General features: G+C 56.5%; 18 protein-coding genes and 2 pseudogenes. 16 read left to right on the forward strand and 4 right to left on the reverse strand.

Annotated elements, in window-relative coordinates:
• Positions 1 to 200: 200 nt before the first annotated feature.
• Entirely contained in the window at positions 201 to 2,270 is a 2,070-nt protein-coding gene (locus tag NFS31_RS10310; protein WP_251494468.1) for a methyl-accepting chemotaxis protein, read from the reverse strand.
• Positions 2,271 to 2,867: 597 nt separating this feature from the next.
• Between NFS31_RS10310 and NFS31_RS10315 the strand changes: the two genes are divergently transcribed.
• A complete protein-coding gene (locus tag NFS31_RS10315) occupies positions 2,868 to 3,689 on the forward strand; it encodes an SseB family protein (protein WP_251494471.1) in 822 nt (273 codons plus the stop codon).
• Positions 3,690 to 3,811: 122 nt separating this feature from the next.
• On the forward strand, positions 3,812 to 6,352 hold the full coding sequence (locus NFS31_RS10320; protein ID WP_251494474.1) for an FAD-dependent oxidoreductase: 2,541 nt from the start codon (positions 3,812 to 3,814) through the stop codon (positions 6,350 to 6,352).
• Here NFS31_RS10320 and NFS31_RS10325 read toward each other — a convergent pair.
• Both NFS31_RS10325 and NFS31_RS10330 read right to left on the reverse strand, forming a co-directional pair.
• A complete protein-coding gene (locus NFS31_RS10325; RefSeq protein WP_251494477.1) occupies positions 6,339 to 6,680 on the reverse strand; it encodes a NusG domain II-containing protein in 342 nt (113 codons plus the stop codon). The genes NFS31_RS10320 and NFS31_RS10325 overlap by 14 nt on opposite strands.
• Before the next feature lie 46 nt (positions 6,681 to 6,726).
• A complete protein-coding gene (locus NFS31_RS10330; protein WP_251494480.1) occupies positions 6,727 to 7,740 on the reverse strand; it encodes an FAD:protein FMN transferase in 1,014 nt (337 codons plus the stop codon).
• A gap of 401 nt (positions 7,741 to 8,141) precedes the next feature.
• Here NFS31_RS10330 and guaB point away from each other — a divergent pair, with 401 nt between their 5' ends.
• The gene (gene guaB, locus NFS31_RS10335; protein ID WP_251494484.1) at positions 8,142 to 9,596 is read left to right on the forward strand and encodes an IMP dehydrogenase; all 1,455 of its coding nucleotides are present in this window, start codon (positions 8,142 to 8,144) and stop codon (positions 9,594 to 9,596) included.
• Positions 9,597 to 9,769: 173 nt separating this feature from the next.
• Here guaB and NFS31_RS28305 read toward each other — a convergent pair.
• Positions 9,770 to 9,878, reverse strand: a pseudogene (locus tag NFS31_RS28305) (DUF6783 domain-containing protein); the annotation flags it as partial.
• Between NFS31_RS28305 and NFS31_RS28310 the strand changes: the two are divergent.
• From NFS31_RS28310 to ytvI, 13 genes and pseudogenes are all read left to right on the forward strand, one after another.
• Positions 9,855 to 9,953: pseudogene (locus NFS31_RS28310) on the forward strand (DUF6783 domain-containing protein); the annotation flags it as partial. The pseudogenes NFS31_RS28305 and NFS31_RS28310 overlap by 24 nt on opposite strands.
• A gap of 58 nt (positions 9,954 to 10,011) precedes the next feature.
• Positions 10,012 to 11,070, forward strand: a complete 1,059-nt coding sequence (locus NFS31_RS10340; RefSeq protein ID WP_251494486.1) for a tartrate dehydrogenase — start codon at positions 10,012 to 10,014, stop codon at positions 11,068 to 11,070.
• A gap of 124 nt (positions 11,071 to 11,194) precedes the next feature.
• Positions 11,195 to 12,676: an efflux RND transporter periplasmic adaptor subunit gene (locus NFS31_RS10345; RefSeq protein WP_251494489.1), complete on the forward strand. Its 1,482-nt coding sequence runs from the start codon at positions 11,195 to 11,197 to the stop codon at positions 12,674 to 12,676.
• Positions 12,673 to 13,530 carry an ABC transporter ATP-binding protein gene (locus NFS31_RS10350; RefSeq protein WP_251494492.1) on the forward strand — a complete coding sequence of 286 codons (858 nt, stop codon included), beginning with the start codon at positions 12,673 to 12,675 and terminating at the stop codon, positions 13,528 to 13,530. The genes NFS31_RS10345 and NFS31_RS10350 overlap by 4 nt, the downstream gene beginning before the upstream one ends.
• Positions 13,521 to 14,741, forward strand: a complete 1,221-nt coding sequence (locus tag NFS31_RS10355; protein WP_251494495.1) for an ABC transporter permease — start codon at positions 13,521 to 13,523, stop codon at positions 14,739 to 14,741. The genes NFS31_RS10350 and NFS31_RS10355 overlap by 10 nt, the downstream gene beginning before the upstream one ends.
• 462 nt (positions 14,742 to 15,203) lie before the next feature.
• On the forward strand, positions 15,204 to 15,632 hold the full coding sequence (locus NFS31_RS10360) for a hypothetical protein (RefSeq protein WP_251494497.1): 429 nt from the start codon (positions 15,204 to 15,206) through the stop codon (positions 15,630 to 15,632).
• Positions 15,629 to 16,570: an ABC transporter permease gene (locus NFS31_RS10365; protein ID WP_251494500.1), complete on the forward strand. Its 942-nt coding sequence runs from the start codon at positions 15,629 to 15,631 to the stop codon at positions 16,568 to 16,570. Before NFS31_RS10360 ends, NFS31_RS10365 begins: the two co-directional genes overlap by 4 nt.
• A 44-nt stretch (positions 16,571 to 16,614) precedes the next feature.
• Positions 16,615 to 17,487, forward strand: a complete 873-nt coding sequence (gene cdaA / locus NFS31_RS10370) for a diadenylate cyclase CdaA (protein ID WP_251494503.1) — start codon at positions 16,615 to 16,617, stop codon at positions 17,485 to 17,487.
• Positions 17,468 to 18,808, forward strand: a complete 1,341-nt coding sequence (locus NFS31_RS10375; protein WP_251494508.1) for a CdaR family protein — start codon at positions 17,468 to 17,470, stop codon at positions 18,806 to 18,808. Before cdaA ends, NFS31_RS10375 begins: the two co-directional genes overlap by 20 nt.
• Positions 18,809 to 18,899: 91 nt before the next feature.
• Complete coding sequence (locus NFS31_RS10380; RefSeq protein ID WP_251494510.1) at positions 18,900 to 19,163, forward strand: HPr family phosphocarrier protein; 264 nt, start codon at positions 18,900 to 18,902, stop codon at positions 19,161 to 19,163.
• Between the two features lie 97 nt (positions 19,164 to 19,260).
• Complete coding sequence (locus tag NFS31_RS10385) at positions 19,261 to 20,610, forward strand: O-antigen polymerase (protein ID WP_251494513.1); 1,350 nt, start codon at positions 19,261 to 19,263, stop codon at positions 20,608 to 20,610.
• Positions 20,610 to 21,800, forward strand: a complete 1,191-nt coding sequence (locus NFS31_RS10390) for a pyridoxal phosphate-dependent aminotransferase (protein ID WP_251494564.1) — start codon at positions 20,610 to 20,612, stop codon at positions 21,798 to 21,800. The genes NFS31_RS10385 and NFS31_RS10390 overlap by 1 nt, the downstream gene beginning before the upstream one ends.
• Positions 21,797 to 22,921, forward strand: coding sequence for a sporulation integral membrane protein YtvI (ytvI, locus tag NFS31_RS10395; RefSeq protein WP_251494516.1), 1,125 nt, complete (start codon positions 21,797 to 21,799; stop codon positions 22,919 to 22,921). Before NFS31_RS10390 ends, ytvI begins: the two co-directional genes overlap by 4 nt.
• The last annotated feature ends 15 nt before the right edge of the window (positions 22,922 to 22,936 follow it).

A 22,936-nucleotide genomic window follows, 5' to 3' on the forward strand; every position in this document is an offset into this window, starting at 1 on the left:
GATCCGCTTTTCTGCTTCCTTTGCGGGGCAGAAAAGCGGATTTGTTTGAGAGAAGAACCTTTCCTTTTGGCGGCAAAAGCGCGGGAGAAAAGGTTTTTTCTTAAAGAAGAGCATGTAAAAAAGCCAACCGCCCGATCCTGAAGCGATCAGACAGTTGGCTTTTCCTTACATCCTATACGCTATAATCCTTTACATGCGGCTTAACGCTCGTCATTCAAATTGAACAGATTCACCAGCTTCTGCAGCCTCTCAGCCTGCTCAGACAGCTCCTCGCTGGCGGCGGCGCTCTCCTCGGCGGTGGCCGCGGTGGTCTGGATGACGGCGGACACCTGGCTCACGCCCTCGGTGACCTGGGTGATGGAGTCCGCCTCTTCCTTTCCTGCTGTGGCAATCTCGCGGATCAGGTTCAGCGTCTGGTTGCTGCCGTTTACAATCTCGTTTAAACTGGAGGCTGTCTCGTTGGCAATCGCCGCGCCTTTTTCGGCTGTCTTGACCGAGCGGCCGATGAGGGCGGTGGTTTCTTTTACGGCGTCAGCGGAACGCTGGGCCAGGCTTCTCACCTCGTCGGCTACGACGGCAAAGCCCTTTCCGGCGTCTCCGGCCCTGGCGGCCTCCACCGCGGCGTTGAGCGCCAGTATATTGGTCTGGAAGGCGATATCGTCGATGGTTTTCACGATCTTGCCTGTCTCGCGGGCGCTTCTGGAGATCTCGTCCATGGCTGAGATCATCTCGCCCATCTGTTCATTGCCCTTTTCCACAACGATTCCGGTCTGCTCGGAGATCCGCTCCGCATTTCGGGCGTTTTCAGCGCTCTTTCTGACATGGCTTGAAATCTCGTTGATGCTTTCGGACAGTTTTTCAACAGAGGAAGCCTGCTCTGTCGTTCCCTGAGCCAGGGATTGAGAGCCGTTCAGGAGCGTACCGGACTCGGAATTGACGACATGGGCCACCTTCTTGATCTGGGAGATCGTGTCGTTTAACGTGGTGCGGATGTTGAACAGGGCTTCCTTAATCTTGGCAAATTCACCGGCATAGTCGTAAGTGAGCTCAAACTTTAAGTTGCCCTTTGATATGCGGTTTAAAACATCGGTGATCTCGTTTATGTAGTTGATGTAGGAGCTTAAACGCACCACGGTCTTGCCGAGGGCTTCTGATACGTCCCCAATCTCGTCATTGCCTTCGGCCCTGAGATGTACGTCAAAATTCCCGTCCGCAATCTGCTCGGCGGCGTTTGAGAGCGTCTTGAGCGGTTTGGTGAGGCGGTTGGCAAAGATGACTGCGACAATCACAACCACAATCACCATCACTACAGCCAGAAGGATGTTTAAGTAAATCATGTGATAGGTGCTGGCATAGGCGGCGGCCTTTGTCTGGACCGTCACGGCGCCCCACATTTCAGAATCGCCCGGAATCTCGATGGGACAATAGGAGTAAAGGGAATCCCTGCCCTTCATGTTTTTGAGCTCCGTGGTGCCGGAGTGTCCGTCAAGGAGCTGGCGAGTCATATCCTGAAGCCCGTCCGGAAGGTCAATCGGCGTCTCGGTCGTGGTATCTCCGTTCAGAATGGATTTCGTACCTTTGATATAGTTGTAGATCTCAGATACCTGCGTTTCGTCCGGATGGGCGATGACATTGCCCTCGCCGTCGATGAGGACCGTGTAGAGGTCGGCTGTGTTGTAGCGGTTGATGATCTCCTGGAGCTGCGCAAGGCTCATGTCAGCGGCCAGTACCCCGGCAATCTCATCATTTCTGTCCCAGACAGGGAAAACGATGGAGGTCACGGCCTCGTTGGTGTTGAGTGTGTAGTACGATTTGGATACAAACGGCTTGTGCGTCTCCATCTCCTGGATAAACCACCAGCGGTCCGCGCGGTTTCCGAGTTCGCCCGTGCTCCTGGCGGTCTGCTGTCCGGTAGTGTCCTGATTGTATAAGAGGAGAAAGGCCGGATTATTTTCCGCGGTACTGACCAGAATCTCTTTCTGGATGTCCGGATCAGAGGAAAGGATATCCTCGCCGCTTGACAGCGCCTCGACCACGGCATATCCTTTTTCGACATAGAGCCGCACCTGCTCCGCAACGCTGCTTGTCTGATCGCGGATCTTGTCATAAGCATCCTCCCGCCCGGACTTTGCAGATATGGACAGGCTGATGATATAAGACAGTATCAGCGGTATCAGGGAAACCAGCATGGCCATGCTGATAATTTTAGTGCGTATACTTGTTCTGCGCCGTCTCCCCGCCGCGCGGGAAGAGTCCCCCCCATGTTTCATATCTAAATCCTCCCTTAAAAATTTTTGGTTTGCCGTCCATTTGGGCTGTACGCGGCTGTTCGTCCCGCCGCGCCGCCGTATGATAAAGTTTTTGTCTGATACATAGGTAAATAGTGACAAAAATTTTATGCATGAATATGAAACCTTATACAAATTGTACCACAAATCTCAGGTTCGGTAAAGCGGTTTCTGGGAATATTTATGTGTAAGGCAGGATATCGGTTACTGTTTACGGGCAATGTCAGTTAGTTAAGCATCAGGTTAGATTCTGCTATAAAGGTCTAACCTGATGCTTAACTAACTGACATTGCCCGTGAATAGTAACAAAATTGTAACAGTTCAGATAGGTCTGCGCACCTGTTGCGCTGACCGTACGAAAACATAGCGGCAGCAGGCATCTGCCCCGTCGCGAAGTGATTTTCATGGGCGGATGCCGTAACAGTTCAGGTTGTCTGAACTGTTACACAAAATTCATTCTTCAAAGCTGGCAGATACACTTTGAAGTTGCATACCCGCAGGAAAATCGTTATAATGGATGGATAAGATAAGGCCGCCGGCCTTTTGTCTGACAGTGTTGATAAGGAGGATGGATGAACAATGGATGAATATAAGAACGGGAATATAAATGGGGAGAGCCGCGCAGACGGGACAGGGCAGGAGAGGAAGGTGCTGTCAGCCCTCAAGTCTGCGCCGCATGTGTATTTTCTGTTATCAATGTGTACAAGAGCGCCGTATGTGCTCTGCGATCCGGAGACGTTTGACGATGAGATTCTGGTTTTTCTTGACCGGGAAGAGGCCAGGGCCGAGAGCGAGCGCTTTTCAGAGCAGAAGATTCCGGTGCAGGTGGCCCGGGTGGAGGGCGAGCATTTGCTGGCTTTTTATACCAGCCTTTACACAATGGGAATTAACGCGCTTTTGACTGAGGCTTCCCGGGAGCGGGAGGTGATTCAGCTTGAGGAGATCCTGCAGCGGCGGACGCCGGACTCGCTTCCGGAGGGCAAGGTATGGATCGAAAATCCGGCCCTTTATCTGACGTCCCTTTATTATATGCAGGAGCTGAGGCGGCAGCCGAATCTGGAGAACACGCCGCAGCTTCAGAGGCTGCAGGAGGAGATTACCGGCCATTTAAAGAGGGGAAGCTATATCCTGGGGGTGGAGAAGGAGACGAGCCGCGTGCCGCTTATGAAGCTGGGCGCGGATACGGTGTATCAGCCGTTTTTTACGGATGCGCTGGAATTCCAGAAGTTCAATAAGGAGGACAAGCTGCGCCCGCTTGTGATACCGTTTGACAAGATTATGAAGGCGCTGGCGCCGCAGGCAAAGGGGATGCTCTTGAATCCGATGAGCATCAACATGCCCCTGGCGCTGAGCCAGAAGGATCCGGCGGGAAAGCAGGGAGAGGCGTTTGAGGCGCAGTAAGGAACTTCTTAAACAGAAAACGCCCGCCGGAATAGATTTCCGTAAAGCCTGCCATACTATACGAAAAAAGGATTGGCGCGGCGTCTTTCACGCCGCGGCAGGCCGGGAAAGGAGTGGCGGGCGTGCGCACAAAAATGCTCAGGGAGGGGTTTTACTGGACTGGGATCATGGATCCGAATCTCCGGATCTTTGACATCATCATGAAGACCGAGTTTGGAACCACATATAATTCGTATGTGCTGAAAACAGAGGGCAGGACGATTCTGTTTGAGACGGCGAAGGCCGTGTTTCTGGAGGAATATATAGAGGAGCTTGAGTCGCTGGCCGGGGTGGGGCAGATCGACTACCTGATCCTTGATCACACGGAGCCGGATCACGCGGGCAGCGTGGAATATCTGCTGGAGCGAAATCCGGGCCTTAAAATCGTGGCCACCGGCTGCGCCCTGAATTTCTTAAAGCACATCGTAAACCGCGATTTTTTCGGGATTGCGGTAAAGGATCAGGAAACCATGCGGATCGGGGGTAAGACGCTCCGCTTTCTGTCGGTTCCGAACCTGCACTGGCCGGATACGATGTATACGTTCATTGAAGAGGACGCGATCCTTCTGACATGCGACTCCTTTGGGGCGCATTACGGGACAGAGGGGATCCTGCGCAGCGAGGTGCGGGACGAGGAGAGCTACAAAAAGGCGGCGAAGTATTATTTTGACAATATTCTCGGCCCCTTTAAGCCGTATATGCAAAAGGGCCTTGAGCGGGCGCGGGCGCTTAAGCCCTCGATGATCTGCACCGGGCACGGGCCTGTGCTGGATACGAAAATCGGGGAGATATTCAGCCTTTATGAGGACTGGTGCAGGATAGAGAACCCGAACCGGGAAAAGACGGTGGTGATTCCGTATGTCAGCGCATATGGCTATACAAAGGAGCTGGCCGAGGGGATCGCGGACGGAATCCGGGACAGCGGTCCTGTGGCGGCGCGGCTCTATGACATGGTGGAGGCGGATCCGGCGGCGGTTCTTGCGGAGATTTCCATTGCGGACGGAATCCTGTTCGGAACGCCGACGATTCTGGGAGAGGCTTTAAAGCCGATCTGGGATCTGACGACGTCCATATTCCCGGTCGCGCATAAAGGTGCGTATGCGGCGGCTTTTGGCAGCTACGGCTGGAGCGGGGAGGGCGTGACGCACATAACGGAACGCCTGCGCCAGCTCAAATTCCGCGTTCCGGACGACGGCCTCAGGGTGCGGTTTAAGCCGGGGAAGACGGGCTGCGCGGACGCGTACGAATATGGCTTCCGTTTCGGCCTGCTCGTGCAGGGCGGGGCGGAGGCGGGAAAGAAGCAGGCTGAGAAAAAGGGCGCGCGGACGCTGGTTAAATGCCTGGTCTGCGGGGAGATCTTTGACTCGTCCCTGGAGACATGCCCGGTCTGCGGCGTGGGAAAGGAATACTTTGTCCCGGCGCAGGAGGAGGAGACTTCCTGGCGGCGCGATACAAGGGAACGCTTTGTCATTCTCGGAAACGGCATTGCCGGGCTGTCGGCGGCGGAGGCCATCCGGCAGAGAAATCAGACGGCTTCTGTGATCCTTGTCTCGGAGGAGATGTATGATACGTATAACCGCCCCATGCTGACCAAGGCGCTTCTGGCAAATCCCGCGCCGGAGCAGACGGCCGTTTACGGGGAGGAATGGTATGAAAAGCGCCGGATTTACCGGATTCTGGGCAAACGGGCCGTTTCGGTTGACAGGGACAGAAAGGAAGCCGTACTTTCGGACGGGACAAAGCTTCCCTGGGATAAGCTCATCTATGCCCTGGGGGCAGAGCAGGCGCTCCCCCCCGTCGAAGGGGCTGCGCAGGAGCGTGTGATTGCCATACGCCGTCTCTCGGATGTCAAACGGATCCAGGAGATGCTTCCAGGGCTGCGCCGCGTGGCGGTGATCGGGGGAGGCGTGCTGGGGCTGGAGGCGGCGTGGGAGTTTTGCCGGGTGCGCTGCCAGGTCACGGTTGTGGAGTCCGGGCCATGCCTGATGCCGCGCCAGCTTGACGTCCGCACAGCGGATCTGTTAAAGACACTCGCAGAGAAGGAGGGCGCGCGGATCCTGACAGGAGCCAGGGTAAAGGAGATTGCGCCGTACCAGGCGGGAGACGGCGGGGACTTTGGCGTGAGCCTTGAGGACGGGGGATTTATCCCGGCGGATCTGGTGATCGTCTCCGTCGGGATCCGGGCCAATACAGAGCTTGCGAAACAGGCCGGGCTTGATATCCGGCGCGGAGTTCTCGTAAATGAGCGCATGGAGACGAGCCATAGCGGCGTCTACGCCTGCGGGGACTGCGCAGAGTACGCAGGGACAATCGAAGGGCTCTGGAGCGCAGCGGCGCAGCAGGGCAAAACGGCGGGCGCAAACGCAGCCGGGGAGGCGGTGTGCTATGAGCCCGCTGCGTCCGGGATTTCCTTTCACGGCTTTCAGACCGCGCTGTTTTGCATCGGGGACGTTCACACAGATGAAAACAGCCCCTCCCGAATCGCGGAGGAGCTGGATGAGGCGAGAAATGCGTATAAAAAACGCGTGTTTGTCAACGGCCGCTTAAAGGGCGCCGTGCTCATGGGCGATCTGTCTGAAATGGCAAACCTCATGGAGGAGATCGTCCCGCTCAGCGGATCGTGATCACGATGCGGTTCGGCAGGCAGACGATGGTCTGCCCGCTATCGCCGGCCCCGCCCTGGCGGACGCAGATCTGATCCGGACAGGAAGCCTCTGTGACAGAGGCTTTTTTGTCCCGGATCACCAGGCGGTTTACGCCGCCGTTTTTATTTTCGAGAAGAAGCTCCGTATCCCGGGAGAGGGGAAGCTCCCACACAGTCTGCCCGTCGATGTCAACCTGCGCGATGCGGCCGGCATCCCGGCGGGCGAGGCGCGCGCCGGCAAGAAACACGGCGGCCAGGGCAAGCAGCCCGCCGGCAAGGATGCGGTCATTTCGTTTTTTGCGCTCCATATTTCAGAAAAGCCTCCTTTCACGCAAACAGCCTGCGTCCATCGGTTCATCCCTGTCCCGGCTCCAAAAGCTCTTTTGCGCCGTCCGAATAATGAATCTCATAGTCCCCGGTTATAAAGTATCCGTAAATGCCTTCCATGGACTGAAGGAGGGCCATCCCTTTTTCCAGCCCCATGGAAAAGCAGGCGGTGCTTAAGGCGTCCCCGTCCACAGAATGGGGGGAAACGATCGTAACGGCGATCAGCCCGTTGTCGTAAGGGTACCCGGTATCCGGGTTCAGCAGATGATGGTAATTCGTCCCGTCCACGGTAAAACAGCGCTCATACACGCCGGAGGAGACAACCGACTGATCGCGGATCCGCAGCCGGGCGATCAGCTCATTGCGATCCTCAAAGGGCTTTTGCAGGCCGATGCGAAACGGTTCATTGTCCGGCCTCTGGCCCACGCAGAGGACATTCCCCCCCAGGTTAATGATCGCGCTCGCCACCCCCCGGCTTACAAGGTATTCCTTTACCCGATCCGCGATGTAGCCCTTGGCAATGGAGCCGAGATCCAGGGTCACATCCGGAGAGAGAAAGGTCAGCGTGTTCCCCTCAAGCCGGATAAGACGGTAATCAACGCGGGCCGCCGCTTCGGCAACTGCCTGCGCGGGCGGGACCTCATGCGTCCCGCCGGTGAAATTCCAGAGGGTGCTCAAAGGCTCGATCGTCAGATCATAGGCCCCGCCGGAGCGCCCGCTGTAGTAAAGCCCTGTGCGGATCAGCTCCGCCGTGTCGTCGGACAGGGTGAAAACCGTCTCGCCGGGGGCGCGGTGGTTTAAGCGGTAAATCTCGCTTGATTCTATGGTCTTGCTGAATCTGTTTTCGTAGCTTTTTACCAGATCCATACAGGAATCAAGGATGGCTTCATCCCGGGTATCGTAGAGCGTGATGGTAACAAATGTATTTAAAAGGAAATCCGTGCGGCTGATCTCGGTGTGCTTTGGGGTAAAGGCGGCTCTCAGGGCCAGGATCAGTATAAGCAGGGCCGGGAGCAGGAGGATGATTCGTCTGGGCTTCATGGGGTTATGTTCCTCTTTTGGGGCATGGGTTGTCGGGTTTTACATTATACTAGCAAAGGGGGGAGGGAAAGTCAAGAAGGGGTATGAACGGATACTTAAGCGGAGTGAAGGATTGCCGGCCGCGGTTTATTGTGTAAAGGCCGCCGCCCGAGAGCCTCTATATCCAACGGAACCCCGCTCCCGCTCGGAGAAAAGCGCAGCGGGAGCGGGGTTCCGTTGGATATAGAGCCTGTCCACGGCGTCCCTTTCACAATTAGCAAAATCCAAAAGATTTTCCAAAAGATTTTCCAAAAAGATTTTCCGATTGACAATATTGTCCAAATCTGATACACTAAGATACTACTAAAATTGTAGTCTTTAGTCCAAAGACACAAAAATAATACGAAAGTGAGGAAAATTCAATGGGCAAGATTATTGGCGATGGCATTACTTTTGACGACGTGCTGCTCGTCCCCTCGTATTCCGAAGTGATCCCGAACCAGATTGACGTTTCGACGAACCTGACGAAGAAGATTAAGCTGAACATCCCGTTAATGAGCGCCGGTATGGATACAGTTACGGAACACCGGATGGCGATTGCCATGGCCCGGCAGGGCGGTATTGGAATTATTCATAAGAACATGTCTATTGAGGCGCAGGCCGAGGAAGTTGATAAGGTAAAGCGCTCTGAGAACGGCGTTATTACAGACCCATTTTATTTATCCCCAGAACATACACTTAAGGATGCCGACGAGCTGATGGGCAAGTTCCGCATTTCGGGCGTGCCGATCACGGAAGGGCGCAGGCTGGTGGGCATTATCACGAACCGCGATCTGAAGTTTGAGGAGGATTTTTCCAAGAAGATCAAGGAGTGCATGACATCCGAGCACCTGGTTACGGCCAGGGAGGGCATCACGCTCATGGAGGCCAAGAGTATTCTGGCGCGCGCCAGAGTGGAGAAGCTTCCGATTGTGGACGATGATTTCAATTTAAAGGGCCTGATTACGATCAAGGATATTGAAAAGCAGATCCGTTATCCGTTCTCCGCGAAGGACGAGCAGGGGAGGCTTTTGTGCGGCGCGGGCGTGGGCATCACGGCAAATGTGCTGGAGCGCGTGGAGGCGCTGGTGAATGCCAAGGTGGATGTGATTGTGCTGGATTCCGCGCACGGCCATTCGGCGAATGTGATCCGCTGTGTGAAGATGATCAAGGACGCTTACCCGAAGGTGGAGGTGATCGCGGGAAACGTGGCGACGGGCGAGGCGACGAGGGCGCTTATCGAGGCCGGCGTGGACGCGGTGAAGGTGGGCATCGGGCCGGGCTCGATCTGCACGACGCGCGTGGTCGCGGGTATCGGCGTGCCGCAGATCACGGCGGTGATGGACTGTTATGAGGCGGCGAAGGAGTACGGCATCCCGGTGATCGCGGACGGCGGCATCAAGTATTCGGGCGATATCACGAAGGCAATCGCCGCGGGCGGAAGCGTGTGCATGATGGGTTCCATGTTCGCCGGGTGCGACGAGAGCCCGGGAACCTTTGAGCTGTATCAGGGCAGAAAGTATAAGGTTTACCGCGGGATGGGCTCGATTGCGGCCATGGAGAACGGCAGTAAGGACCGTTATTTCCAGAGCGACGCGAAGAAGCTGGTTCCGGAGGGCGTAGAGGGCCGCGTGGCCTACAAGGGCCTGGTGGAGGACACGGTATTCCAGCTTCTGGGCGGGCTTAAGGCCGGCATGGGCTACTGCGGCGCGCCGGATATCAGGACGCTGCAGGAGACGGGCCGGTTCATTAAGATTTCCGCTGCGTCGCTGAAGGAAAGCCATCCTCACGATATCCATATCACGAAGGAAGCGCCGAATTACAGTATTGACGAATAGGACATACCCCCGTTCAGACGAGCTGGACGGGTACGGCGTCCGCCTCAGGCATTGTTTTCGTTGGGGAGGGCGCCTGTGCAGCCATATCCGGACAGGGTTCCGGTTATGGCTGTTTTGCGTTGCGGCCTGGCATCGGGCGGGAAAATTGCCCCGCAGTGACAGGGAAGTACAGTTCAGAGGTTATGAAATGTACTACAGCGTGTTTGAAAATTGCTTTCTGGTAGCTGTGCGTGCTGCTTTGTGGGAGTTTTGCGCCAAATGAACGCAGCCCACTGCGCCGCGTTCATTTGGCCCAAATCTCCCACAAAGCGGAACGCACATCTGGCAGAAAGCATTTTTCAAACACGCTCTAGCAAAATCAGGCGCAGCGAGATTCCGGAGTATATTGGACGCTTACGGAGGAAAGGAGAAGATTATGAAAACATGGAAGATTGCCGTGATCCCGGGCGACGGGGTGGGACCGGAGGTGGTCGCGGAGGGAATGAAGCTTTTAAAGCAGGTTGCGCGGATGGACGGCGCGTTTGCGGTGGAGGATATCTGGTTTCCGTGGGGGTGCGAGTATTATTTAAAGCGCGGGCGCATGATGGATGAGGACGGGATGGAGCGGCTTAAGGACTTTGACGCGATTTTTCTGGGGGCCGTGGGCGCGCCGGGCGTGCCGGATCACATTTCCCTGTGGGATCTCCTGCTCACGATCCGCAAGGGGTTTGATCAGTATGTGAACCTGCGTCCGGTGAAGCTGCTTTCCGGAGCGCCGTGCCCGCTAAAAGGCGTTAAAAAGGAAGAGGTAAACATGACCTTTATCCGCGAAAACAGCGAGGGCGAGTATGCCGGGAGCGGGAGCTGGCTGTACCGGGGAAAGCCGCAGGAGGTGGTGATCCAGGACGGCGTATTTTCCAGGGCGGGCTGCGAGCGGATCATCCGCTATGCTTTTGAGACGGCGCGGCGGGAGAGGCGGAGCTTAACGAGCGTGAGCAAGGCAAACGCGCTGAATTATTCCATGGTGTTCTGGGATCAGATATTTGATGAAGTCAGCCGGGAGTATCCGGATGTGGAGACGCACGCATACCTGGTGGACGCGGCAAGCATGTTTATGGTAAAGGATCCGGGGCGTTTTGAGGTGGTGGTGACGAGTAATCTGTTCGGCGATATTTTAACGGATCTGGGCGCGGCGATCGCCGGCGGGATGGGCCTTGCGGCCGGCGCGAACTTAAATCCGGAGCGGCGTTACCCGTCTATGTTTGAGCCGATCCACGGCTCGGCCCCGGATATTGCCGGCAGGGGGATCGCCAATCCCATGGCGGCTGTATGGTCTGTGTCGCAGATGCTTGATTTCTTTGGCTATGAGGAATGGGGGGCGCGGATCCTGGCGGCGATCGAGCGCGTGCTCGTTAAGGGCGAGGCCCTTACCCCGGATCTGGGAGGAACATCCTCGACGCAGGAAGTGGGGAATGCAATTTTAAAAGAAATTTGAAGAGATAGGAAGCTCTGTCTCGTTCTATAAATAAAGGCGGCAGATGTGTTTTGGCCTTCAGGCCGCCGGGCGGCGGGGCATTTTCAGACACGCCCCGGGACAATACATATACAGGGAGTCGGATATGTGGCATAAAAAGGAAAAAGAAGAGAAGATGGAGATGCAGAAAAAAGGCCAGAAACCGGAATTTGCAGAAGAGAAGACGGACGAGGAGATGCAGGAGATCCTGGGAGAATACCTGTCAGAGGATCATTCCCCGGGAAAGAAGAAAAAGGGCGGAAAGCGCAGGGATAAAGCGCGGGAAAAAGACAGGGCAAACGAGGGGAAAGGCGGCCGCGCAAAGGCTGTTTTTAACGGAATCCGGGGCCTTAGCGGGAAGAAAAAGCTGGGGCTTTTTGCCCTGTCTGCCGTACTGCTGTTTGTGATAAGCCGGGCGGCCTGCCCGAAAAAGGAGCCGGCTGTCATGGTTTCCGCGCTCCCGCTGGAAAAGGGGGATGTGACGGAGGTTTTGAGCTTAAACGGGCCGGTGTCCGGCACGGAGAGCGCGGATGTAGTGTCCAATCTGCACGCGGAGGTGCTGGAGATCATGGTGCGAGAGGGCGACCGGGTGGAAAAGGGGCAGACGCTGGCCCGGATCGACAGCTCGGACGCAGCCAGGGAAGTGGAGATAGCGCAGAACTCGTATGAGCTGGCTGTCAGCGAATACAATGAGAATATCCGGGATACGCAGCACAATTATGAGAAGGCCGTGCAGGATTACCAGACCGCGCAGTTGAATTATAACCGCAATCAGGTCCTGTTTGCGGCGGGCGACATTTCCCAGGCGGAGATGGAGCAGGTGAATAATGCGTTAAAGGACGCGGCGCGGCAGGTGGAATCCTTTACTGTGCAGGGCGGCCGGGCGGTTCCGGACAAATCGTATGAGCTGAAGGTGAAGTCCGCCCAGTTTGAGCTGGATCAGAAGAAGAAGGATCTGGAGAATACGGAGGTGAAGAGCCCGATCGCCGGGACTGTGGTGCGGGTAAACTCCAAGGTGGGGCAGTTTGCGGATAAGCCCGAGGATGAAAAGCCCATGTTCATCGTGGAGAACTTGGACATCCTGGAGATGGTGATCGCGGTCAGCGAGTATTCCATCGGCAAGGTGCAGGTGGGGCAGAAGGCGGAGATCACGGCTGATATTCTCAACGGGACGCCTGCCCGGGGCGAGATCGTCTCCATTTCCCCGACCGGAGAGGAAAAGGGGGGCGGATCCTCGGAGCGCGTGGTTCCCGCCACGATCCGCATCGACGGGGAGAGCTCCGGCGGCCTGATTGCAGGGATCACCGCCAAGGCGTCGATCGTGATCGGGGAGGCGAGCCAGACTTTTAAGGTGTCGCAGACGGCCCTGACCGCGGACGCGGAGGGGAACGTGTGCGTGGCGACTGTGGACGCGGCAACGAATCTCGTGCATCTGATTCCGGTCACGACCGGTGTGGAAAGTGATCTGGAGGTGGAGATTCTCCCCGTTGAGGAGGGCGCTCTCACAGAGGGGATGCTGCTCATCCCCAATCCCGCGGGCCTGGCGGAAGGCATGTCTGTGACCATGGCGCAGGGGGCTGGCGTATGATAAGGAGATGGCTTAAAAGCAGCAGGGGGGAGCTCCCGGAAGTGGAGACGGATGAGCTGATCAAGATCGTGAATCTCTGTAAGGTATATGATACCGGGGCTGTGAAGGTGATCGGCTTAAGCAACATCAACCTGACCATTAAAAAGGGCGAGTTCGTGGCGATCATGGGCCAGTCCGGCTCCGGAAAATCCACGCTGATGAATATTCTGGGATGCCTGGACCGCCCGGTGCTGGGACATTACTACCTGGACGGGATCGATATCTCCACCTTGAACGAGGATCAGCTCTCGCGGATCCGCAACCAGAAGATCGGCTTTGTGTTCCAGTCCTTTAATCTGATCTCGAGGACGCCCGCGGTCAAGAATGTGGAGCTGCCCATGACGTACGCGCATGTGCCAAAGCGGCTGCGCCATGAGCGCGCGGTGGCGCTTCTGGAGCGCGTGGGCCTTGGGAAGCGGATCGAACATATGCCGAACGAGATGTCAGGCGGCCAGCGCCAGAGGGTGGCCATTGCCAGGGCGCTGGCCAATGAGCCGCCGCTCATTCTCGCGGACGAGCCCACCGGAAACCTCGATACAGCGTCTTCGATCGAGATCATGGAGCTGTTTTCCGCGCTTCACGACGAGGGGGCCACGGTGGTGGTGGTAACGCATGAGGAGGACATCGCGGCGTTCACGGAGCGGATCATCCGTTTCCGGGACGGGAAGGTGGTAAGCGATGTCAGGAACCCCAAACCGGCGCGGCGGCGGGATCTTTCGCCAGAGGCGGCGGGCGGCGTGGACAGTCCGCCCCGGAAGCCGGCCCGGGATCCGGGGACGGACGGGGATAAGGAGGCGGGGAATATATGCTGTTAGAAAATATGAAGATGGCCTTTACGGCCCTGCGCGCCAATAAGATGCGCGCCTTCCTGACCATGCTGGGCATCATCATCGGCATCGGCTCGGTGATTGCCATTGTCTCCATCGGGGACACGATGCGCGGCCTGTTTTCCAGCATTTATCAGGACATCGGCATCACGCAGGCGTACCTAAGCATCGGGTATTGGGTGGACGATGTCAGGCAGAGCGATTATTTTACGATGGATGATTTAAGCCGGATCAAGGAAGTGTTCGGGGATAAAATCAGCTATATCGACAGCAACATGAGCGCCAGCAGCGAGGCCGTTTCGGAGTATGCTTCGCTTAAATTCAATTTTTCCGGCGTGGATTATCTCTATCAGGAGGTGCAGCCAGTGGATATCCTGTACGGCCGTTATCTGAACGCCGGCGACATCAAGGGCCGCCGCCAGAACGCGGTCATGGAGGCAGACAGCGCCAGACGCCTGTTCGGGACGGAAAACGCGGTGGGCCGGACCTTCCGGGCCGAGATTTTCGGAAATATGCAGGAATACACGGTTGTCGGCGTTTATCAGAAAAAAATGAGCGCCTTCCAGCAGATGGTGATGGGCTCGGGCGGCGACAACGGAAAGGCATACGTGCCCTGGACGCTTCTTACCTGGCCCAACGATTATTTCTATTTCTGCCATTTTTTCGCGGACACAGGCATGACGGAGCTGGAGCTGAACACCTTTTACAGCGAGATAACCGCCTATGTCGCAAAGCTTAAGGATCGCAGGCCGGAGGATTTCCGCATGGAAACCGCTATCGGCCAGATGGGCCAGATGGACTCCATGATGGCCAACCTTTCCATGGCGGTCGGCGGGATCGCGGCGATCTCCCTGATCGTGGGCGGAATCGGCATCATGAACATCATGCTTGTATCCGTCACGGAGCGGACGCGCGAGATCGGCATCCGCAAAGCGCTGGGAGCCCGCACGCGGGACGTCCTGATCCAGTTCCTGACCGAGTCCGCCATCCTCTCCGCGTGCGGGGGCGTCATCGGAATCATCCTCGGCGGAGGCATCGTCAGCCTCGCCGGGATGGCCCTCGGCGTTCCGACGATCGTAAAACCGGGAGTGGTGATTCTGGCTGTGTCGTTCTCGGCCGTGGTGGGGATCTTTTTCGGGCTTTATCCCGCGTCCAAGGCGGCGAAGGCGGATCCGATTGATGCGCTGCGGTATGAGTAGGCCGATCCATTACCGGCAACATTTAGTAACCAGTTACGTTACTGTTTACGGGTAGTATTCCGCGAGGTGTTTTTTGTGAGCGAAGGTCACAGAAAACCCGAGGGCAGCAGGCGCCAAAATGGGCAGTCTGCCCATTTTGTGTGCATCATGTTGCTGTGAACGGCGCAGCCGTGAACAGTAACCCAGTTACATTACAATTTTATGAAAATTCTGTAATATGCTCGCCATTTACCATAACTTATGATATAATAACTCCATATGCTATGAGCCACGCAAAACAATCAGAGGTTTGTTCCACAGGCCGTCTGCCTCGTTAAAAAAGAGAGAATCTGCCATGCGCCAGCACAAAAGCAAATTTTCTCTTTTATTCACAGTTCCTTGCTGTATTACAGACAGCGCGCCCCGGCCGGGACAGCCGCTTGAACCATACATGTTTGCGCATCAGGTTTGGAGAGTGACATTATGCTGAATGAAGAAAAGATCCGTCTGATGACGGATCTGGCTATGTTTGAGAAGAAGAACCAGTGCTGCTTAAGGGACGCGTCCGGTTATTTTAAGAGCGATTATATCAGCAGGGGCCTGATCAGCGGTCTGATTCACTATACGCTGTGTTTTTTGATGCTTCTGGCCCTGTGGGTGCTGATGAATATGGATGAATTTTTAAGCACCATGGAGTTTGAGCGCCTGGCGGCCCTGGCGCTTAAGGGCGGCTGGATATACGGCGCGGGGCTTTTGGCCTACCTGCTTTTGGTTGTAGCGGTATACAGCAGGCGTTATGAGTATGAGGTGAAGATGAACCGCATCTACATCTCGAAATTAAAGCACCTGGACAAGCGTTATGAGTATCAGAGCCGTTCCAGGGAGCTGGCCAGGGAGGGCGGACGCATATGATGGGACTGCTTGTATTTAAGGAGGGGCTTAAAGCCTTTTACGCGAAGTACAGCGCGTTTGCCATACCGGTGATCCGCTTTGCGGTCGGCTTTACGGCCGTTTTTCTGATGAACCAGAACGTGGGTTTTATGCCAAAGCTCAGCGGGCCGCTAGTTCCGGCGGGGATGGGTCTTGTATGCGCGTGCCTTCCTTACGGGGCGATCGCGTTTTTGTGCGGCGGCTTTTTGCTGGCGCAGCTCTCGGCGGCTTCCATGGAGGTGACGGTGATCACGCTGGTGTTTATCCTGGTGGTGGCGCTTCTCTACTACAGCTTCCGGCCCGGGGACAGTGTGCTGCTTCTTGCGGCGCCGATTCTGTTTTTTCTGAAGATGCCGTTTGTGATTCCGCTGCTTACGGGGCTGGCGGGCAGCCTTCTTTCCGTGATTCCCATGTGCTGCGGGATTTTCATTTATTATGTGATGCTGTATACAAAGATGAACAGCGGCTTTCTGGCCGGCAGCGGGCAGGAGGAGATGACGCAGGTCTTTATCGGGGCTGTGAAGGGCCTTCTGGGCAATCAGGTCATGCTGGTGATGATGGCCGCCTGCTGTCTGGGCGTCCTGGTTGTTCATCTGATTAAGAGGTGGTCCGTCAGCTATTCCTGGATCATCGCCATCGCGGCGGGTGTGATCGCGCAGGTGGTGGTCATTTTTGTGGGGGATTTCCGGTTCGGCGTGGAGATGTCGCTGCCGGAGATGACGCTTGGGATTGTGCTGTCCTGCGCAGCGGCCGGGGCGTACCATTTTTTTGTTTTTGCCGTAGACTATAGCAGGACGGAATACGTGCAGTTTGAGGATGACGAGTATTATTATTATGTGAAGGCGGTCCCGAAGCTTACGGTGACAAGGCCGGACGTTAAGGTAAAAAGGATTAATACGCGCAAGGCGGCCAGGCGCTGAATCTGCGTCTGCCCGGCGCCCGCGCTTTTAAGGGAAGTGGATGCATGGCAGAATTTTTAAAGGAGATCTATTCCTGGATCTCGTTTGTACCGAAGATTACGATAAAAAACTTTCTGGAGATTGCGATCATTGCCATCGTAATCTATGAGGTGCTGGTCTGGATAAAGAATACAAGGGCATGGACGCTCCTTAAAGGGATTCTGTTTATCCTTGCATTTTTCATGTTTGCCGCTGTGATGGAGCTGGATACGATCCTGTGGCTTCTGGAGAAGATCTCCTATATCGCGGTGACGGCGATTCTGATTATTTTTCAGCCGGAGCTCAGGAAGGCATTGGAGCAGCTCGGGAGCAGGAACGTGCTCACCAGCCTGTTTGCGCAGGAGGATGAGAAGCAGAACGAGGCGTTTACGGAGAAGACGATCCATGAGCTGGTGCGGGCCTGCTTTGAGATGGGCAAAGTGAAGACCGGCGCTTTGATGGTGATTGAGCGGACGACGAAGCTGAATGAGATCGAGCGCACGGGGATCCAGGTGGACGGTATTGTGACGAGCCAGCTCCTGATCAATATTTTCGAGCACAATACGCCGCTTCACGACGGCGCAGTCGTGATCCGCGGCAACCGTGTGACGGCGGCCACATGTTACCTGCCGCTGTCGGATAACATGGCGATCAGCAAGGATCTGGGCACCAGGCACCGCGCGGCGGTGGGAGTCAGCGAATCCTCGGACAGCATTACCCTTGTGGTGTCGGAGGAGACGGGCCGCGTTTCCGTGGCCTCGGGCGGGCAGCTCCGCCGGGTGTCGGACGCGGAGGATCTGCGCGGGCTTCTCTCTGTCATGATAAAGCGGGACGACGCGGGAGCGGGAAGGTTCAGGATTTGGAAGGGAAGGCGGAGGAATGAAAGAAAGGCTGACTAGAAATTTGTGGATCAAGCTTCTCTCGCTGTTCTGCGCATTCTTTGTGTGGCTGGCTGTGGTCAATATCGCCAACCCGATTGTGACGGCGACACAGGAGATTGAGGTTGAGATTGTAAATGATTCGATTCTGGAGCGGGCAAATCTGGCGTATGAGGTGGTTGGAAAGAAGACGGCTACCATAAGCTACAAGATCCGGACCAAGGACGCGTACCGGCTGCGCGATACGGATTTCAGGGCTTATGTGGATCTGTCGGAGATGTATGATGTGACAGGCGCGATACCGATCCGGGTGGAGGTCCTGAAAAATAAGGATTTGCTTGAATCGGCCCCGGTGGTGAAGGCTCCGGAGGTTTTGAAGATCCAGACCGAGGACATTCTTACAAAATCCTTTGCCCTGGAGGCCCGGCCGGCCGGAACGCCGGGCGAGGGCTGCCAGCCGGGTACGATTTCCATAATCCCCTCCCAGGTATCGGTCAGGGGGCCTGTCTCCCTGATGGGGCAGATCAGCAGCGTGGGAATCGAATTTGACGTAGAGGGAGCGACGGCGGATGTGAGCGGCATGGCGACACCTGTGTACTATGACGCAAACGGAAATGTGCTGAAGGATTTGGGCGAATCGGTCCGCACCTTGAGCGGCGATGTTTCCTATTCGATGCAGATTTTGAAGGTCAGGGAGATTCCGCTTGATTTTGTGGTGAGCGGCGAGGTGGCGGCCGGATACCGCTACACGGGCGCGGAGGCGAGCCTGCGCACCATATCCGTGGCGGGGCTTAAATCCGATCTGGCTTCTTTAAACACCATTACCATCCAGGATCCGGCCCTGAATATCCAGGGCGCGACGCAGGATAAGGTGTGCCAGATTGATCTGGCGGATCATCTGGATCCCAAGCTGAGCATCGCCGGGCTGGAGAATACGGTGGTGGAGATCACGCTCCGGGTGGAGCGGCTGAGGGAGCGGAGCTTTACGGCAGAGGCAAAGGATATCACGCTTGCCGGCCAGGAGGATTCACTAAGCTATTCCCTGGGAGATTCAAAGGCAGAGATCCGTGTGAGGGGCTTAAAAGAGGATTTGGACAGTCTTTCTGTGGATAAAATGAATATACAGGCGGACGTGACGGGCCTTACGCCCGGCGTCCACACGGTCACGGCTCAGATCCGGCTGGATGACGCGTTTGAGGTGATCGCCTCGTCCCCGGTTACGGTGACCGTGGCAGAGGCGGACAGGCCGAATGAAGCGGAAGGCGCCCAGGAAGCGGCCGCCGGGGCCGGCCCGGAGACGGAAGCGGAAACTGCGGCAGAGACAGAGGGAGAGACGCAGTAAAAATATTGAGATGATGCTGTGAGGGCCGTATGTTTATGGCGACAGCGGCCATATCGGTTTGACAGAAAGGAAGAAACGGAGGTGTTTGGCGATGGTTCGCGCGATGGCGACAATTAAAAATTCAACGGGCCTCCATCTGAGGCCGGCCGGGATCCTGTGCAATGAGGCGTCGAGGCATGAGTGTTCCGTTACGTTTAAATTCAGGGATACGATCTCCAACGCAAAAAGCGTGCTGAGCGTGCTGGGCGCGTGTATTAAGTGCGGGGACGAGATCGAATTTATCTGTGAGGGACGGGACGAGGAGGAAGCGCTGTCCTCCATGCTGCGGATTGTGGACGAGGGACTGGGGGAATAGGTCTGCACGCGGCATCGCGTGAGGACGCGGACACGAAAAGGGAAGGGCGGCGAAGGAGAAACGCGGCCCTTCCGTCTTATGGAAGGGAAACAAGTTCATGATCGTTTATGTATTGTGCTATGGGGCGGCCTGGATGTTTGCTATGAGCCGGCATCCGTATCCGGCCGGGCTCTGCCTTCTGGGGGCGGCGCTGTGGCTGTATTATGAGGATTACAGGCGGTCCGGGAACGCGCTCCACCTGCGCGCCCTGTTTGCGCTGTCCTTTGTGGGCGGGCAGGGGCTGGCCGCCCTGCGGCTCAGCCGTTTAAGCCAGGACTGGAATGCCATGACCTGGCTTTCGTTTCTGGCTGCGTTTTCCGGTTTTTATGCGGTCTTCTGGTATCTGGAGGGCGGAAGCGGCGCGAGGTGGAACCGCCAGAGCCGGCGCGCGGATTTTGGGGATGCGAAGCAGCCGATCTTTGCGGCGGCCTGTATCCTTACCGTGCTGTCAGCTGGGTGTTTTGCGGCCGAGGCGGCGGCGCTTGGCTATATCCCGCTTTTCGTGAGGGGGGTTCCGCACGCGTATTCGTATTTCCACCTGACGGGGATCCATTATGTGACCGTGTCGTGCGCGCTTGTGCCCTCCCTTTCCGTGATGTATTTCTGTATTGACCGGGGCCGAAATCAGACGCAGACCGCGGCGCTTCTTGTGATGGACGCGCTGGCCCTGCTGATTCCCGTTCTCTGTGTGTCGCGTTCCCAGCTTCTTCTGGCAGTGCTTCTGGCGGCCTTTACGTATATCCAGATGGGGGAACGGGTGCGCCTGCCCATCCTTTTGGGCGCGGCGGCGGCGTTTGCCGCGGCGTATGTGGCGATGACGGCTGCCAGAAGCCATGACAGCGCGTATTTAAAGGCCGTTTTTGAGATGAAGCAGGAGAAGATGCCGCTCTTTCTTTCACAGCCCTATATGTATGTGGCCAACAATTACGATAATTTTAACTGCCTGACCGGGCAGGGCGCGGGGCACACATGGGGCATGCGGATGCTGGCCCCTCTGTGGAGCTTAAGCGGGCTGAAATTTCTGTATCCGTCCCTGACACCGGGGCCGGTTTTTGTCACCAGGACGGAGATGACGACATTAACGCTGATTTATGACGCATATTATGATTTTGGGCTGCTCGGCGTGCTGATGTTTTCCTGTGTCCTGGGCTTTGTATCCTTTGTCCTGATGCGGAAGATGGAGCATGTGCGCAATCCCATCCTGTACCTGCTGTATGCGCAGATGGCGTTTTATCTGCTTTTATCCTTTTTTACAACGTGGTTCAGCAATCCCGCGACCTGGTTTTATCTGGCAGTCACAGGGGCGGCGGCGCTTTATGTCTCCTTTTTTAAGGGAAGCGGGCTGTCCGGGAGCGGGCGGCGCAGGGGAGGCAGGCGTTTTGCGATTAAGAAAGGGGCTTTGTTATGATGATTTCCAAAAAAATGACGCCGATGATTCAGAACAATTCCGCGATCCGGATGATGTTCGAGGAGGGAAACCGGCTGGCGCGCCTTTACGGCCGGGAAAATGTGTTTGATTTCAGCCTCGGAAATCCGAGCGTCCCTGCGCCGGGGGAGGTAAAGGAGGCGATTCTGGATATCCTGGAGCAGGAGGATTCCCTGTTTGTCCACGGCTACATGTCCAACGCGGGCTATGAGGATGTGCGGGAGGCGGTCGCCGATTCGCTGAACCGGCGCTTTGGGACGCGGTTCCACAAGGGGAATATCCTGATGACGGTCGGGGCGGCCAGCGGGCTGAATGTGATCTTAAAGACCATTTTGGATCCGGGCGACGAGGTGGTAACGTTTGCCCCGTATTTTGTGGAGTACGGCTCATATGTGCGCAATTATGACGGGGAGCTGCGCGTCGTACCCCCCAATACCGCAGATTTCCAGCCGGATCTTGAGGAATTTGAGAAGCGGATCAGCAAGCGGACTAAGGCGGTGATCATCAATACGCCGAATAACCCCACAGGCGTGGTTTATTCGGATGAGACGCTGAGACGGATCGCAGGGATCCTTGAGAGGAAGCAGGGGGAATTCCAGTCGCAGATCGCCCTGATCTCAGATGAGCCGTACCGGGAGCTGGCGTATGACGGCGTAAAGGTTCCTTTTGTCACCGGGTATTACAGGAATACGGTTATCTGCTATTCGTTCAGCAAGTCCCTGTCCCTGCCCGGGGAGCGGATCGGCTATCTGGTGATCCCGGATGAGATGGAAAGTGCGGGAGAGGTCTTTAAGGCGGCCTCGATTGCGAACCGCGTCCTGGGCTGCGTGAACGCGCCCTCCCTGATGCAGCGCGTGATTGGGCGCTGTCTGGACGCGGAGGTGGATGTGGCGGCGTATGACCGGAACCGGAATCTCCTGTACAACGGTTTGCGGGAGTGCGGGTTCACATGCGTGAAACCGCAGGGCGCATTTTATCTCTTTATGAAATCTCCGGAGGAGGATGAGAAGGAGTTCTGCGAGGTCTGCAAGAAACACAATGTCCTGGTGGTTCCGGGAAGCTCATTCGCCTGCGGCGGATATGTGCGGCTTGCGTACTGTGTGTCCTATGAACAGATCGAGCGCTCTCTGCCCGCGTTCCGGGCGATTGCGCAACACTACGGCCTGATATGACAGAGGACGTAAAGCGGTATGTCCGGATGCTGCTCAATGTCGCGTTTCCTCTGGCCGGGATTTACCTGGCCTGCGTGTGGGGGCCTAAGCTTTTGCGCTTTTTTATGCCGTTCGTCGTCGGATGGCTGGTCGCCATGGCGGCCAACGCGCCGGTTCGTTATCTGGAACGCCGCCTGCGGATTGTGAGACGGCACAGCTCCATAGCGGTCATGGTAACGGCGCTTGCGGCAGTGATTGGGCTTATCTACCTGGCGGTCCTGCTGGTTTACCGGGAGCTGTCGGCCTTTGCCGCCGATATCCCGGCCCTGTATGAGCACGCGCTGCTGGAGATCGACGGGGCGTTTGCAAACGGCGAACGGCTGTTTTCCTTTTTGCCGGACGGCATGAGCGGCCTTCTCTCCGGGCTCTGGGAGGCTGTGAGGGGAAGCATCGGGGGTCTGGTGTCAAAGGCGGCGGCGCCGACGGTGGAGCTGGCCGGAAGCGTGGCGAGAGGCATACCGAATGCGATGGTGAATACGATCGTGATGTTTCTGGCCTCGTACCTGTTCCTGGCAGAGCGGGAGGCAGTCATGGGCTGGCTCACGGCGCATCTGCCGCGCGCCGTGTTCCAGTATACGGAGTATTTAAAAAGGGATGCAAAGGGCCTGATCGGCGGCTATTTTCTGGCGCAGTTTCGGATTATGTTCGTGGTGGCGGGCATATTGGCCGCAGGGCTTCTTGTGCTGGGCGTGCGGTACGGGCTTGTGCTGGCTGTGCTCATCGCCCTGCTGGATTTCCTGCCCATATTCGGGACCGGGACCGTGCTGCTTCCGTGGGCGGCGATCAAGCTTTTTACAGGCGAATATGCGTATGGAGCGGGCCTGATCCTGATTTACATCCTGACTCAGGTGGTGCGCCAGATTATTCAGCCGAAGATCGTGGGGGATTCCATGGGGATCCCGCCGCTGATGACGCTGTTTCTGCTGTATATCGGCTTTAAGGCGCGCGGGATTGCCGGCATGATCCTGGCCGTGCCTGTGGGCCTTTTGTTTATTAATTTTTATAAGTATGGGGCGTTTGACGGCCTGATTGAGAATGCGCGGGCGCTCTGGCGCGAGATCGAGCGCTTTCGCCGCTCATAAATCCACTCTCGGGCT

The sequence above is a fragment of the Otoolea muris genome (genome assembly GCF_943193115.1).
In the GTDB taxonomy this organism is placed as follows: domain Bacteria; phylum Bacillota; class Clostridia; order Lachnospirales; family Lachnospiraceae; genus Otoolea; species Otoolea muris.

What these genes read in the sequence shown, in the direction of transcription:
- NFS31_RS10310 (WP_251494468.1), bottom strand. Translation starts at nt 2,270, where the DNA reads ATGAAACATGGGGGGGACTCTTCCCGCGCGGCGGGGAGACGGCGCAGA.
- NFS31_RS10315 (WP_251494471.1), top strand. Translation starts at nt 2,868, where the DNA reads ATGGATGAATATAAGAACGGGAATATAAATGGGGAGAGCCGCGCAGAC.
- NFS31_RS10325 (WP_251494477.1), bottom strand. Translation starts at nt 6,680, where the DNA reads ATGGAGCGCAAAAAACGAAATGACCGCATCCTTGCCGGCGGGCTGCTT.
- NFS31_RS10330 (WP_251494480.1), bottom strand. Translation starts at nt 7,740, where the DNA reads ATGAAGCCCAGACGAATCATCCTCCTGCTCCCGGCCCTGCTTATACTG.
- guaB (WP_251494484.1), top strand. Translation starts at nt 8,142, where the DNA reads ATGGGCAAGATTATTGGCGATGGCATTACTTTTGACGACGTGCTGCTC.
- NFS31_RS10340 (WP_251494486.1), top strand. Translation starts at nt 10,012, where the DNA reads ATGAAAACATGGAAGATTGCCGTGATCCCGGGCGACGGGGTGGGACCG.
- NFS31_RS10345 (WP_251494489.1), top strand. Translation starts at nt 11,195, where the DNA reads ATGTGGCATAAAAAGGAAAAAGAAGAGAAGATGGAGATGCAGAAAAAA.
- NFS31_RS10350 (WP_251494492.1), top strand. Translation starts at nt 12,673, where the DNA reads ATGATAAGGAGATGGCTTAAAAGCAGCAGGGGGGAGCTCCCGGAAGTG.
- NFS31_RS10355 (WP_251494495.1), top strand. Translation starts at nt 13,521, where the DNA reads ATGCTGTTAGAAAATATGAAGATGGCCTTTACGGCCCTGCGCGCCAAT.
- NFS31_RS10360 (WP_251494497.1), top strand. Translation starts at nt 15,204, where the DNA reads ATGCTGAATGAAGAAAAGATCCGTCTGATGACGGATCTGGCTATGTTT.
- NFS31_RS10365 (WP_251494500.1), top strand. Translation starts at nt 15,629, where the DNA reads ATGATGGGACTGCTTGTATTTAAGGAGGGGCTTAAAGCCTTTTACGCG.
- cdaA (WP_251494503.1), top strand. Translation starts at nt 16,615, where the DNA reads ATGGCAGAATTTTTAAAGGAGATCTATTCCTGGATCTCGTTTGTACCG.
- NFS31_RS10375 (WP_251494508.1), top strand. Translation starts at nt 17,468, where the DNA reads ATGAAAGAAAGGCTGACTAGAAATTTGTGGATCAAGCTTCTCTCGCTG.
- NFS31_RS10380 (WP_251494510.1), top strand. Translation starts at nt 18,900, where the DNA reads ATGGTTCGCGCGATGGCGACAATTAAAAATTCAACGGGCCTCCATCTG.
- NFS31_RS10385 (WP_251494513.1), top strand. Translation starts at nt 19,261, where the DNA reads ATGATCGTTTATGTATTGTGCTATGGGGCGGCCTGGATGTTTGCTATG.
- NFS31_RS10390 (WP_251494564.1), top strand. Translation starts at nt 20,610, where the DNA reads ATGATTTCCAAAAAAATGACGCCGATGATTCAGAACAATTCCGCGATC.
- ytvI (WP_251494516.1), top strand. Translation starts at nt 21,797, where the DNA reads ATGACAGAGGACGTAAAGCGGTATGTCCGGATGCTGCTCAATGTCGCG.